Origin of the sequence: Phenylobacterium sp. (assembly GCF_031984885.1) — a bacterium.
GTDB lineage: Bacteria > Pseudomonadota > Alphaproteobacteria > Caulobacterales > Caulobacteraceae > Phenylobacterium.
Map to the genome: position 1 here is coordinate 201,484 of NZ_DAMABV010000005.1, position 12,286 is coordinate 213,769.

Genomic DNA, 12,286 nt, shown 5'->3' on the forward strand with positions numbered 1-12,286 from the left:
GCTGGATGGGCGGGGGCTGGCGGCGCCCAAGGTCTAGCTGTAACTAGGTCCCCAGTTTTTGGGTCGCGGCCGGCGCCGCGCGCGGTGGGGCATGCTTCCGATTTGGTTCAAACGCGGACCGGCGCCGCCGCCGGCCCGGGAGCCGCCCCGCGGCCAGCAGGATACCGGGACGCAGCCTCCGGGGCCTCACCGCCAGGGCCCTCCATCGGGGACTGGCGAGACGAAGGTCGCCGGGCCGCGATCCGCCAGCTTCGACACGCTGCGCCTCATCGGCACCGTCCTGGTGCTGGTCGGGCACTCCTTCGTGTTGACGAACAGCGCCGTTCCCAGGGTCGGGGGCGTTCCCATCCACACCCTTGGGCTCTCCATCTTCTTTTCGCTTTCCGGCTATCTGGTCATGGGGAGCTTCCTGTCCGACCCGAACGGGGCGCGGTATCTGGTCAAGCGCTCCCTGCGGATCTTTCCCGGGCTTTTCGTCGTCTTGCTGGTGACGGCGTTCTGCATTGGCCCGCTGGTCACCGAGTGGAGCCTGAGCGCCTATCTCCGGGACCGGTATACCTACCTGTTCGTGCTGCAGAACGTGGTGCTCTGGTACGATGACTGGTTGCCCGGCGTGTTCGAGTTTCCGCCTTTCGACGGCGCCGCGAACGGCTCGCTCTGGACGCTGTCGATCGAGTTTTGCCTGTATCTCGTCGTCCCGATCTTCGCCTGGGCGGGGCGGGCGTCTCGCAAGGTCGCCGCAGCCCTGCTGTTCGCGCTGGCGGTGGCGGCGGCGTTCGAGGGCCATCGCCTCAAGATGCTGGGCGAGTGGAAACTCTACCATTTCGTCCTGGACGACGCGCTTCAGCTCGCCCCCTACTTTCTCTGCGGCATGGCCCTCAGGCTCATGGGCTTCGAACCGGGGGCGCCCATCAGGGTCGCCATGTGGTGTGGAGCGCTGTTCCTCGCCGCCGGACTTCTCCCGGCGCCCTGGAACTATCTCGTCGGGTTCGCCCCCTTCGCTGCGTTGGTGGCGGCGCTTGGCCGTTCAGACCTGCTCGCCGCGCCCATCCTCGAGCGCGTCGGCGACCTTTCATACGGGATCTATCTCATCGCCTGGCCCATCCAGGGAGCGCTCGTGGTCGCCTTCGGCGGTCAGGGCGGGGCGGCGCTGAATGCGGCCATGACGGCGTGCCTGGCCCTGCCCTGGGCCTGGTTCTCCTGGCGCTTCATCGAAAGCCCGGCCCTCGCCTGGAAAACCCGCATCCTGGCCGGCCGACGACCATCCCTCGCCCGCGCCCGTTGAGCTCCATCGCAGCGGAGGCGCCCGGTCTCTTCTCCCGGTCCGCCGAGCGGCTGGAGCGGGCGATGGGATTCGAACCCACGACATTCAGCTTGGGAAGCTGACGCTCTACCCCTGAGCTACGCCCGCGAAGGCCTTGCGGCGCAATGGTTCGGTGGAGGCGCGGCCGGGGTATCGGACGCTGAAGCCATTGGCGTGGGCATCGTCTAGCGGTTCTGGGCCGCCGGCTCAAGCCGCGCGAACGCCCGGCGGCTTGCGGCGTTTTCGGCCGCCGCGTTTGACGTCCCCTCCCCTTCGCCGCACGATGGGCGAAACAGATGTTTGAGGGAGGCCGCCATGGCCGACGGCGAGATCCAGACCCAGGCCAGGTTCACGGCCATGACCGAGGGCACCCAGGAAGACTGGATGGCCATCGTCAGGGCGGCCGGCCCGTTCAACCGCGAGCTGGCCGACCGGCTGCTGGTTCACCTCAACATGCTGAAGGGCGACGACGGCGGCTATCCGGTCGACCGGCTGGAGCACTCGCTGCAGACCGCCACCCGCGCCTTCAAGGACGGGCGCGACGAGGAATACGTGGTCTGCGCGCTGATGCACGACATCGGCGACATCCTGGGCCCGGCCAACCACGCCGAGGTCGGGGCGGTGATCATGAAGCCCTACGTGTCCGAGCGGAACCACTGGATGCTCGACAAGCACGGCATCTTCCAGGGCTACTACTTCTTCCACCACCTGGGCCTGGACCGCGACATGCGCGAGCAGTTCCGCGGCCATCCGGACTTCGAGTACACGGCCCAGTTCTGCCATCTCTACGATCAGAACAGCTTCGACCCGGCCTATGAGTCGATGCCGCTGGAAGCGTTCGAGCCGATGCTGCGCCGGGTGCTGGAGCGGCCGAAGCGGTCGATCTATCGGCGCGAGGAGGCGTAGGAAGACTTCCCCTCGGATGGTCAGGGCCGGCCTCGCGCCCGCCGTCCATGGACTCCGAGATCGGGACCTTGCCTGCGCGGTTCGTGCCTATGGGTCCCCGGGACAAGCCCGGGGATGACGAACAGGTAGGGGCGTTCCGCCCGTTACGCGTCCATGTCCAGCGAGTAGCCGGCCGAGCGCACGGTGCGGATCGGGTCGGCCATGGCTTCCTCGCGGTTGAGGGCCTTGCGCAAGCGCCCGACGTGGACGTCGACGGTGCGGGCCTCGACATAGACGTCCGAGCCCCAGACCGCGTCCAGCAACTGCTCGCGGCTGAACACCCGGCCCGGATGCTGCATCAGGTAGTCCAGCAGCCGGAACTCCGTCGGGCCGAGGTGGATCTCCTTGCCGGCCCGCTTCACGCGGTGGGCGACGCGGTCGATGGTCAGGTCGCCGATGTGGACGCGGTCCTCGGCCAGGCCCGGCCGGATGCGGCGCAGCACCGCGCGGATGCGGGCCGACAGCTCGCTCATGGCGAAGGGCTTGACGATGTAGTCGTCGGCGCCGGTGTCGAGGCCGCGGATCCGGTCGCTCTCCTCGCCGCGGGCGGTGAGCATGATGATCGGCACGTTGCGGCTTTCCGAGCGCTGGCGCAGCCGCCGGCAGACCTCGATCCCGGAGATCTTCGGCAGCATCCAGTCCAGGATGATGATGTCGGGCAGGCGCTCGGAGACCAGGGTCAGGGCTTCCTCGCCATCGGCGGCCACGACCACGTCGTAGCCCTCCTTGTCGAGGTTGTACTGCAGGAGGGTCGAGAGGGCGTCTTCGTCCTCGACCACCAGGATATAGGGCGTCAAATCTATGGGCTCCTTGAAGCGTGCGCGTCAGGCGCGCAGCGCGTCAGTCTTTGGTCGTTCGGCGGAGATCATCTCTTCGCCGGTGATCTCATAGTGGATGATCTCGGCGATGTTGGTGGCGTGGTCGCCGATCCGCTCGAGGTTCTTGGCGACGAACAGCAGGTGGGCGCAGGCGGTGATCGTGCGCGGATCGCCCATCATATAGGTCAGCAGTTCGCGGAAGAGGCTGTTGTAGTGCTCGTCCACCTCGTCGTCGCGCGACCAGACGGCCATGGCGCGGTCGAGATCCGAGCCGGTGTAGGCGTCCAGCACGTCCTTCAGCCGCCCCGCCACCAGCCGGCCCATCCGCTCGATCGAGCGGGTCAGCGGGCTGATCGGCTCGGCCTCGTTGAGGATCATGGTGCGCTTGGCGATGTTCTTGGCCAGGTCGCCGCAGCGCTCGAGGTTGGAGGCGATCTTCATCGCCGCCACGGTCTTGCGCAGGTCGTTGGCCAGCGGCTGGCGCAGGGCGATCAGGCGGATGGCCTTGCGCTCGATCTCGGCCTCCAGCACGTCCAGGCGCTCGTCGCGGCCGACCACGGCCTCGGCCACGGCCTGGTCGCGCTTGACCACGGCGTCGAGGGCGTCGCCGACCTGGGCCTCGGTGAGGCCGCCCATCCGCGCGCAGTCGGCGGTGAGGGTGTTCAGTTCGTCTTCGTAGGATTTGACGATGTGCTCGTTCATGTCGCTCGCCCCTAGCCGAACCGGCCGGTGATGTAGTCCTGGGTCCGGCTGTCGCGCGGATTGGTGAAGATCTCGCCGGTGGGCCCGGCCTCCACCAGCTTGCCCAGGTGGAAGAAGGCCGTCTTCTGCGACACCCGCGCGGCCTGGGCCATCGAGTGGGTGACGATGACGATGCAGTACTGGTTGCGCAGCTCGTCGATCAGTTCCTCGATCCGCGCCGTGGCGATCGGGTCGAGGGCCGAGCAGGGCTCGTCCATCAGGATCACTTCGGGGCTGACGGCGATCGCGCGGGCGATGACCAGGCGCTGCTGCTGGCCGCCGGAGAGGCCGGTGCCCGGCTGGTGCAGGCGGTCGGCGACCTCGGCCCAGAGGCCGGCGCGCTTCAGCGAGGATTCGACGATGGCCTCCAGCTCCGCCTTGCCGGTGGCGATGCCGTGGATGCGCGGGCCGTAGGCGACGTTCTCGAAGATCGTCTTGGGGAACGGGTTCGGCTTCTGGAACACCATGCCGACCCGGGCGCGCAGCACCACCGGGTCGATGGAGCGGTCGTTGACGTCCTCGCCGTCCAGCTCGATGCGGCCGGTGACCTTGCAGCCCGGGATGGTGTCGTTCATCCGGTTGATCGAGCGCAGGAAGGTCGACTTGCCGCAGCCCGACGGCCCGATCAGGGCGGTGACGGAATTTTCCGGCACGTCGAGGGAGACGTCGAACAGGGCCTGCTTCTCACCGTAGAAGACGTTGACGTCACGGGCGCGGATCTTGACCGGCAGGGTCGGCAAGGCGGCGTGGGTGCGGTCGACGGCGATGTGGACGGGGGCGGCGGCGGTGTCGTGGGCCATGGCGTCGTCTCGCTGGCTGGGCATTGGGAACCTCGAAAACAGTCGCATCGGCGTCACCACCGCCGCTCGAAGCGGCGTCGCAGGAGGATGGCGGCCAGGTTCATGATGATCATGAAGACCAGCAGCACGATGATGGCGGCGGCGGTGCGCTCATGGAAGCCGCGCTCGGAGGCGTTCTCCCAGATGAACACTTGGACGGGCAGGACGGTGGCCGCGCCGGTGAAGCCTTCCGGCACGCCGGGCACGAACGAGACCATGCCGATCATCAGCAGGGGCGCGGTCTCGCCCAGCGCGTGGGCCAGCGACAGGATGGCGCCGGTCATGACGCCGGGCATGGCCAGCGGCAGGACGTGGTGGAACACCGTCTGGGTGCGCGAGGCGCCGACCCCGAGCGCGGCTTCGCGGATCGAGGGCGGCACCGCCTTCAGCGCCGAGCGGGTGGCGATGATCACGGTCGGCAGGGCCATCAGCGCCAGCACCAGGCCGCCGACCAGCGGCGAGGAGCGCGGCACGGCCAGCCAGTTGATGAACACCGCCAGGCCGAGCAGGCCGTAGACGATGGAGGGCACCGCCGCGAGGTTGTTGATGTTGACCTCGATCAGGTCGGTCCAGCGGTTCTTCGGCGCGAACTCTTCCAGGTAGGTCGCGGCCAGCACCCCGATCGGGATGGCCAGGAAGGCGGTGACCAGCAGCATCATCAGCGAGCCGACGATGGCCCCCAGCACCCCGGCCTGCTCCGGCTCGGTGGAGTCCGAGCGGGTCAGGAAGCCGGTGTTGAAGCCGGAGGTGACGGCGCCCGAAGCCTTGAGCTTGTCGATCCAGTCGAGCTGCTGGTTGTCCAGCTTGCGCGCGTCCTCGGGGGTGGCGCGCTTGATCTGGCCCTTGAAGTAGAGCGCCGCATCGGACTTCACCGGGCCGGTGACGGTGATCGTCCTGCCGATCAGGCTGGGGTCCTCGCGCACCATCTTCAGCAGTTGGAAGCCGAGGTCGTTGGACATGATCTGCATGACCTTGCCCGACTTGGTCCCGAACTCGTCGTCGGTCTCGCCCAGCTTGGCCAGGATCGAGTCGGCGACCATCAGGTCGTAGTTGGCGCTGGTCGGGTCGGCCCTGTCGATCCGGCTGGCGTCCAGGTGGACCGGCACGCGGATCTGGTAGTCGATGAAGGTCGAATAGCCCTGGGTCACGATGCGGCCGAGCAGGACCGCCAGGAAGGCCAGCGCCACGACGATGGCCATGCGGCCATACAGGCGGAAGCGCATCTCCTGGGCGTGACGCGTCTTCAGGCGCGCCTCGACGGTCTGGCGCAGGCTGGTCGCGGGGGGCGGGAGGGCGGCGTCAGTCATACTGTTCCCGGTATTTCTGGACGATGCGCAGGGCGACGATGTTCAGCATCAGCGTCACCGCGAAGAGGGTGAGGCCCAGGCCGAAGGCCGACAGCGTCTTGGGACTGTCGAACTCCTGGTCGCCGGTGAGCAGGGTGACGATCTGCACGGTCACGGTGGTGACGGTGTCGAGCGGGTTGAGCGTGGTCTTGGCCTGCAGGCCGGCCGCCATGGTCACGATCATGGTCTCGCCGACCGCGCGGGAGACGGCCAGCAGCATGGCGGCCATGATCCCCGGCAGGGCGGCGGGCAGAACCACCTTCTTGACCGTTTCGGAGCGGGTCGCGCCCATGGCCAGGCTGCCGTCGCGCAGCGACTGCGGCACCGCGTTGATGATGTCGTCCGACAGCGAGGAGACGAAGGGGATCAGCATGATCCCCATCACCGCGCCGGCCACCAGGGCCATCTGGTTCTGCACCTGCATCAGGTACTGGGCCAGGCCGTCGAAGCTGCCGCCGGCGAGCTGGGCGCCGATCGCGTTGAAGAACGAGCGGAAGATCGGCCCGACGGTCAGGGCGGCGAAGAAGCCGTAGACCACCGTCGGCACCCCGGCGAGGATCTCCAGCAGCGGCTTGACCACCGAGCGGGTCCAGGAGCTGGCGTATTCCGAGAGGTAGATCGCCGAGAAGAGGCCGATCGGGGCGGCGACCAGCATGGCGATCAGCATGATCAGGAAGGTGCCGACGAACAGCGGCACCGCGCCGAACGCGCCGGCGCCGGCGAACTGGTCGGCGCGCATGGCGATCTGCGGGTTCCACTCGGTTCCGAACAGGAACTCGTGGATCGGCACCGCCTGGAAGAAGCGCCAGCTTTCGTAGACCAACGAGGCGACGATGCCGATCGTGGTGAGGATCGCGGTGACCGAGCAGGCGATGAACAGGCCCGCGACCCAGCCCTCGACCTTGTTGCGCGCCCGGAACTGCGGGGCGATGCGCGGATAGGCGACGAAGGCGCCGGCCAGGGCCAGGACCGCGCCGAGCGCGATGGAGCCGTACTGGATCAGGTTGCTGAGCTGCCGGGACTTGGCGGCCTTCTGGTCGAGCGCCGTCTTCAAGTCGCCGTCATAGATGGTTTCGCTGGGCGTGCCGCCGTGGGCGATCGCGCGGGCGTCGTCATAGAAGACGTCCTGCTGCGGCGCGGTCAGTTGCTGCACCGCGGCCGGCGCGTCGGTCCGCAAGAGGCCGGCCTCCAGCCGCGGCCCGAAGGTCGCGAACAGCACGATGAGCAGGGCCGCCGGCACGCCCACCCAGAGGGCGGCGTAGCTGCCGTAGTAGCCGGGGAGAGAATGAAGAAGCGCGGGCTTGCCGGCGCTCGCGGCCACCGCACGGCGGCGGCCCGCCATGTAGGTGGCCAGCGAGAACAGCAGCAGCGCCGTCAGGGCGATCCAGGTGAGCATCGAGGGTCCATGCCGTTGCGCGAGCCGGGTACGGAGGCCGATGACGCCCCTTGCCCGCCCGGGCTGGAATTTGCCCGCCTTATGCTGTCCGCCTGCGACAGTTAGATGACAGTTTCATTACGATCGCGGCGAGCGCCGTCGGAGCGCGCCGCCCGTTGATTACTTGCAAATCAAGACTTAACATCCCCACCAAGGGAGAGACGCATGCAATCCAATGAAGTGCTGGCCTTCGCCGAACGGTTCGTGGACGCCATCGAGGGCGGCGACGTCGAGGCGGTGCGGGCCTGCTACGCGCCCGACGCCAGGATCTGGCACAACAATGACGGCCTGGAGCAGACCGTCGACCAGAACATCAAGGTGCTGAACTGGTTCGTGCGCAAGCTGCCCGACCGCAAGTACAGGATCGTGCGCCGCGAGGCGCTGCCCGACGGCTTCCTGCAGCAGCATGTGCTGGAGGCGACCCTGCCCGACGGGCGGCCGTTCAGGATGTCGGCCTGCTGCGTGATCCGCATGCAGGACGGGGTCATCACCCGGCTGGACGAGTACATCGACTCCGCCGAGGCGGCCCTGCTGAACGGGATCTGAGGCCTCAGGCCTCCGCGGCCCCTTCCGCCTTCGCCAGCGGGAAGTAGGCGGTGAAGGTGGCGCCCTCGCCCTGGACGCTCTCGACCGCCAGGCCGCCGCGGTGGCGGTTGACGATATGCTTGACGATGGCCAGGCCCAGGCCCGTGCCCGAGCGCTCGCCGCTCTTCTGGCCTTCCACGCGATAGAAGCGTTCGGTCAGGCGCGGCAGGTGCTCGCGCGCCAGCCCCACCCCCGCATCCGAAACCCGCAGCGCCGCATAGAGGTCGGAGGCTCGGTCGGGGGTCAGCAGCGAGAAGCGCACCGCCCGCGGGTTGGCGGGAACGGCGGCGGCGCTGGCGGACACGCCGTTGCGCAGCGAGATCCGCACGGCCGCGCCGGACGGCGTGTACTTGATGGCGTTGTCGACCAGGTTCTGGATGACCTGGATGATCTGGTCGCGCTCGCCCGCCACCAGCACCTCGCCGCGGCCGGGCAGGTCGACCGGCTCCAGCCGCACGCCGCGGTCGCGGGCCAGGGGCCCCAGCGAATCCAGCACGTCCATCACCGCCATGATCAGGTCGACCTCGCCGTGCGGGGCGATGTGCTCGTTCAGCTCGATGCGGCTGAGCGACAGCAGGTCGTCGATCAGCCGCGACATCCGCTCGGCCTGGGCCTGCATGATCGACAGGAACTTCTCGCGGGCGCCCGCGTCGTCCCTGGCGTGGCCGCGCAGGGTCTCGATGAACCCCGACAGCGAGGCCAGCGGCGTGCGCAGTTCGTGGCTGGCGTTGGCCAGGAAGTCGGCGCGGGTGCGCTCGGCCCGGCGGATGTCGGTTTCGTCGCGCAGCACCAGCAGGGCCAGCGGCGCGCCGTCGGGCGCCGTGCCCAGCGGCTTGGCGATGGCGCGCATGACCCGTTCCTGCGCGCCGCCCATCTCGTAGACGGCTTCGGCTTCGCGGCCGCCGAACAGGGCCTCGTCCACCGCCTCCAGCACGTCGGGGTCGCGGATCACCGTGACCAGAAGCCCTGCGTCATATTGTATCCTCAGGGTCTCGCGGGCGGCGTCGTTAACCAGCACGAAACGCCGCCCTGTGAGGTCATCGGGTTCATGGGCGGCGATCACCAGAACCGGGTCGGGCAAGGCGTTGACGAGGCTTGCATAGGGCGGCGCGTCCTCATGGGCGGGCCGGTCGGCGGCGTTGGAGGCCGGGTTGGCCACTCCGATCCGCTCGGCCACGTGCCAGGCCGCCAGGCCCGTCACGCCGCCAACCACCAGCAGCATCCATGACACCGCCTGCACGTCCGCGCCGACCAGCAGGGCGAAACCCAGGATCGCGGCGGCGCCTGCGCCTCCGGCCGTCAGGACAGGACCGACCGGTCCAAGCCAGGCCGGTGGATTTAACCGCGAAGTCGACGGCTGCAGCGCCAAGGCGAATCGATCCTGAACCACAAAAACCAACGAAGCCCGACCCTTATGTCATCGGGATGACAGCGACCCAAGCGAGAGCCTGCGACCGATACGCGCTGTCAGGAAATCTGCGACCGCTTCAAGTCAAACTCGATTTTCCCGATGGGATTTATCGGGTCCACATGCGGTCGAGTTTGTGACGAACTCCAACAAAACGAGGGGCAACAACCACATGACGTGGAAAACCAAACTCATCACCGGGGCGGCGGCGATCGCCTTCGCCTGGCCGGGACTGGCCGCCGCCGACGAGGCGACCGACGCGCGCATCAAGGCGCTCGAAGAGCAACTGGAGCTGCTGCAGTCGCAGATCGCCGACCTGAAGCAGTCGACCGCCAACAACATCGCCGACGTCCGCAAGGAAGCGACCGCGACGACGGTGTCGCTGGCCAACGGCCGTCCGACCATCTCCACCGCCGACGGGAACTTCACCGCCTCGTTCCGCGGCGTGTTCCAGCTCGACGCCGCCCACTACGATCAGAGCGCGGCCGGCCCGCTGGCCACCGACTTCCGCCGCGGGTCGTTCGGCGACGCCAACGAGAACGACCACGCCCGCGACCTCAGCGACGGCGCCAACTTCCGCCGCGCGCGGATCGGCATCGAGGGCAAGGCCTTCGGCGCCTTCGACTACAACTTCCTCTACGATTTCGGCGGCTCGGGCGCGGAAGAGGCCGGCAAGATCAGCGCCGCCTGGGTGCAGTACGGCTTCCCGGTCGCCAACCTGAAGCTGCGCATCGGGGCCTTCTCCCCGCCGAGCGGCCTGGAGGAAGCGGTCTCCACCAACGGTTCGCTGTTCGTCGAGCGCGCCTCGCCCTCGGAAACGGTCCGCGCCATCGCGGCCGGCGACGGCCGCACCGCGGTCGCCCTGCTGGCTGGCGGCGACAACTGGACCGGCGCCGCGGCGATCACCGGCAACATCATCGGCACGTCGAGCTTCGACGAGCAGACCGCCTTCGTCGGGCGCCTGACCTATGTGCCGCTCCGCCGTGGCGACGCGCTGGTCCATGTCGGCGTCAACACCTCGATCGTCTTCAACCCGGCGGCCAGCGGTCCGGACGTGACCGGCGCCCCGGCCGTCACCAACATCCGCCTGCGCGACCGCCCGGAAATCCGCGTCGACGGCACGCGCCTGATCGACACCGGCAACATCGACGCCGACGGCCTGACCGTCATCGGGGCCGAGTTCGGCGCCCAGTGGAAGAACCTCTACGTCCAGACCGAATACTTCGACATCGATGTCGATCGTAAGGGCGCGCTGTCGGATCCCGACTTCTCCGGCTGGTACGCCCAGGCCGGCTGGACGATCACCGGCGAGCCGCGCCGCTACAGCGCCGGCACCTTCGACGCCCCCCGCCCGGCCAAGCCCTTCGACCTGAAGAAGGGGACCTGGGGAGCCTGGGAGCTCGGCCTGCGTTATTCGAAGCTGGACCTCAACTATCTCGCGGGCGCGCCGGGGACGGCTCCGGTCGCCTCGGCGATCCGCGGCGGCGAACAGGAGATCTTCACCCTGGGCCTGAACTGGTACGTCAACAACGTGCTGCGGTTCCAGGCGGCCTTCCAGGACGTCTCGGTGGACCGTCTGTCCCCCGGCGGCACGGCCTTCGGGGCCGGGACGGCGACTCCGCCGGCCGGCGCCCAGGTCGGCCAGGACTTCAACATCTACTCGCTGCGCACTCAGTACGCGTTCTAACCCAACGGCGGGCTGGCGCGGCTACGGCCGGCCACGTCAGCCCGCGCACGAGACCGAAGAACAAGGACCTCGATCCATGAGCCAGAACCGCCAAGACCCCTCCCGCCGCGGCGTGCTCGCCGCCGGGACCGCCGGCGCCGCGGCCGCAGCCGCGCCGGCCCTGCTGGCCGGCCCCGCCGCCGCCCAGGCCAAGGCCGTCACGCTGCTGAACGTCAGCTACGACCCCACCCGCGAGCTCTACAAGGACATCAACGTCGCCTACGCCAAGTACTGGAAGGACAAGGTCGGCCAGGACCTGGTGATCCAGCAGAGCCACGGCGGATCGGGCAAGCAGGCCCGTTCGGTGATCGACGGCCTGCAGGCCGACGTCGTCACCCTGGCGCTGGCCAGCGACATCGACGAGATCGCCGCCAAGTCCAAGCTGCTGCCGGCCAACTGGCAGTCGCGCCTGCCCAACAACTCCACGCCCTACACCTCGACCATCGTGTTCCTGGTCCGCAAGGGGAACCCCTGGAAGATCAAGGACTGGGGCGACCTGATCAAACCCGGCGTCGACGTGATCACGCCCAATCCGAAGACCTCGGGCGGGGCGCGCTGGAACTATCTGGCGGCCTGGGCCTGGGCCCTGCGCCAGCCGGGCGGCGACGCCGCCAAGGCCGAGGCCTTCGTCGGCGAGCTGTTCAAGCACGTACCGGTGCTCGACACCGGGGCGCGCGGCTCGACCACCACCTTCGTCCAGCGCGGCATCGGCGACGTGCTGCTGTCGTGGGAGAACGAAGCCTATCTGGCGATCGAGGAACTCGGCCCGGGCAAGGTGGACATCGTCTACCCGTCGGTCTCGATCCTGGCCGAGCCGCCGGTGACGCTGATCGACAAGGTCGTCGACCGCAAGAAGACCCGCACCATCGCCGAGGGCTATCTGAACTTCCTCTACAGCCCGCTGGCCCAGGACCTGATCGGCAAGCACCACTACCGTCCGCGCGATCCGGCGGCGGCGGCCAAGTGGGCCCAGAAGTTCCCGAAGATCCCGCTCGTCACCATCGACGACACCTTCGGCGGCTGGAAGAAGGCCCAGGCGCTGCACTTCGGCGACGGCGGCGTCTTCGACAAGATCTACAAGCCGCGCTGATCCTTCCCACGGGGATCGTCGCGAACCAGGGCGCGGGGCTTTGGCTCCGC

At 68.5% G+C, this 12,286-nt stretch carries 10 protein-coding genes, 1 tRNA gene and 1 pseudogene; 5 read left to right on the forward strand and 7 right to left on the reverse strand.

What is annotated here, in order from left to right; translation table 11 throughout:
- The first annotated feature begins 91 nt into the window (after nt 1-91).
- Nucleotides 92-1,285 carry an acyltransferase gene (locus RTL41_RS09930; RefSeq protein WP_312163857.1) on the forward strand — a complete coding sequence of 398 codons (1,194 nt, stop codon included), beginning with the start codon at nt 92-94 and terminating at the stop codon, nt 1,283-1,285.
- Between the two features lie 51 nt (nt 1,286-1,336).
- On the opposite strand, the gene RTL41_RS09935 is transcribed toward RTL41_RS09930, so the two are convergent.
- A tRNA-Gly gene (locus tag RTL41_RS09935) sits at nt 1,337-1,411 on the reverse strand.
- A gap of 207 nt (nt 1,412-1,618) precedes the next feature.
- Between RTL41_RS09935 and RTL41_RS09940 the strand changes: the two genes are divergently transcribed.
- Entirely contained in the window at nt 1,619-2,209 is a 591-nt protein-coding gene (locus RTL41_RS09940; protein ID WP_312163859.1) for an HD domain-containing protein, read from the forward strand.
- A gap of 143 nt (nt 2,210-2,352) precedes the next feature.
- Here the strand turns inward: RTL41_RS09940 and phoB are convergent, their stop codons facing one another.
- From phoB to pstC, 5 genes and pseudogenes are all read right to left on the reverse strand, one after another.
- A complete protein-coding gene (gene phoB, locus RTL41_RS09945) occupies nt 2,353-3,045 on the reverse strand; it encodes a phosphate regulon transcriptional regulator PhoB (RefSeq protein ID WP_312163861.1) in 693 nt (230 codons plus the stop codon).
- A 27-nt stretch (nt 3,046-3,072) separates the two neighbouring features.
- Nucleotides 3,073-3,768, reverse strand: a complete 696-nt coding sequence (gene phoU / locus RTL41_RS09950; RefSeq protein WP_312163864.1) for a phosphate signaling complex protein PhoU — start codon at nt 3,766-3,768, stop codon at nt 3,073-3,075.
- Nucleotides 3,769-3,779: 11 nt separating this feature from the next.
- Nucleotides 3,780-4,588, reverse strand: a pseudogene (gene pstB / locus RTL41_RS09955) (phosphate ABC transporter ATP-binding protein PstB); the annotation flags it as partial.
- 72 nt (nt 4,589-4,660) lie between these two features.
- The gene (gene pstA / locus RTL41_RS09960) at nt 4,661-5,953 is read right to left on the reverse strand and encodes a phosphate ABC transporter permease PstA (protein WP_312163868.1); all 1,293 of its coding nucleotides are present in this window, start codon (nt 5,951-5,953) and stop codon (nt 4,661-4,663) included.
- Nucleotides 5,946-7,388, reverse strand: a complete 1,443-nt coding sequence (pstC, locus tag RTL41_RS09965) for a phosphate ABC transporter permease subunit PstC (protein ID WP_312163871.1) — start codon at nt 7,386-7,388, stop codon at nt 5,946-5,948. The genes pstA and pstC overlap by 8 nt, the downstream gene beginning before the upstream one ends.
- A 204-nt stretch (nt 7,389-7,592) precedes the next feature.
- Between pstC and RTL41_RS09970 the strand changes: the two genes are divergently transcribed.
- Nucleotides 7,593-7,973, forward strand: coding sequence for a nuclear transport factor 2 family protein (locus RTL41_RS09970; protein WP_312163874.1), 381 nt, complete (start codon nt 7,593-7,595; stop codon nt 7,971-7,973).
- Between the two features lie 4 nt (nt 7,974-7,977).
- On the opposite strand, the gene RTL41_RS09975 is transcribed toward RTL41_RS09970, so the two are convergent.
- The gene (locus RTL41_RS09975) at nt 7,978-9,381 is read right to left on the reverse strand and encodes a sensor histidine kinase (RefSeq protein WP_409418320.1); all 1,404 of its coding nucleotides are present in this window, start codon (nt 9,379-9,381) and stop codon (nt 7,978-7,980) included.
- A 211-nt stretch (nt 9,382-9,592) separates the two neighbouring features.
- On the opposite strand from RTL41_RS09975, the gene RTL41_RS09980 reads away from it, so the two are divergent.
- Both RTL41_RS09980 and RTL41_RS09985 read left to right on the forward strand, forming a co-directional pair.
- A complete protein-coding gene (locus tag RTL41_RS09980; protein WP_312163878.1) occupies nt 9,593-11,107 on the forward strand; it encodes a porin in 1,515 nt (504 codons plus the stop codon).
- A 76-nt stretch (nt 11,108-11,183) separates the two neighbouring features.
- Nucleotides 11,184-12,236 carry a sulfate ABC transporter substrate-binding protein gene (locus RTL41_RS09985; RefSeq protein WP_312163880.1) on the forward strand — a complete coding sequence of 351 codons (1,053 nt, stop codon included), beginning with the start codon at nt 11,184-11,186 and terminating at the stop codon, nt 12,234-12,236.
- The last annotated feature ends 50 nt before the right edge of the window (nt 12,237-12,286 follow it).

Coding starts and splice junctions, on each gene's coding strand:
- RTL41_RS09930 (WP_312163857.1), top strand. CDS start 92: ATGCTTCCGATTTGGTTCAAACGCGGACCGGCGCCGCCGCCGGCCCGG.
- RTL41_RS09940 (WP_312163859.1), top strand. CDS start 1,619: ATGGCCGACGGCGAGATCCAGACCCAGGCCAGGTTCACGGCCATGACC.
- phoU (WP_312163864.1), bottom strand. CDS start 3,768: ATGAACGAGCACATCGTCAAATCCTACGAAGACGAACTGAACACCCTC.
- pstA (WP_312163868.1), bottom strand. CDS start 5,953: ATGACTGACGCCGCCCTCCCGCCCCCCGCGACCAGCCTGCGCCAGACC.
- pstC (WP_312163871.1), bottom strand. CDS start 7,388: ATGCTCACCTGGATCGCCCTGACGGCGCTGCTGCTGTTCTCGCTGGCC.
- RTL41_RS09970 (WP_312163874.1), top strand. CDS start 7,593: ATGCAATCCAATGAAGTGCTGGCCTTCGCCGAACGGTTCGTGGACGCC.
- RTL41_RS09980 (WP_312163878.1), top strand. CDS start 9,593: ATGACGTGGAAAACCAAACTCATCACCGGGGCGGCGGCGATCGCCTTC.
- RTL41_RS09985 (WP_312163880.1), top strand. CDS start 11,184: ATGAGCCAGAACCGCCAAGACCCCTCCCGCCGCGGCGTGCTCGCCGCC.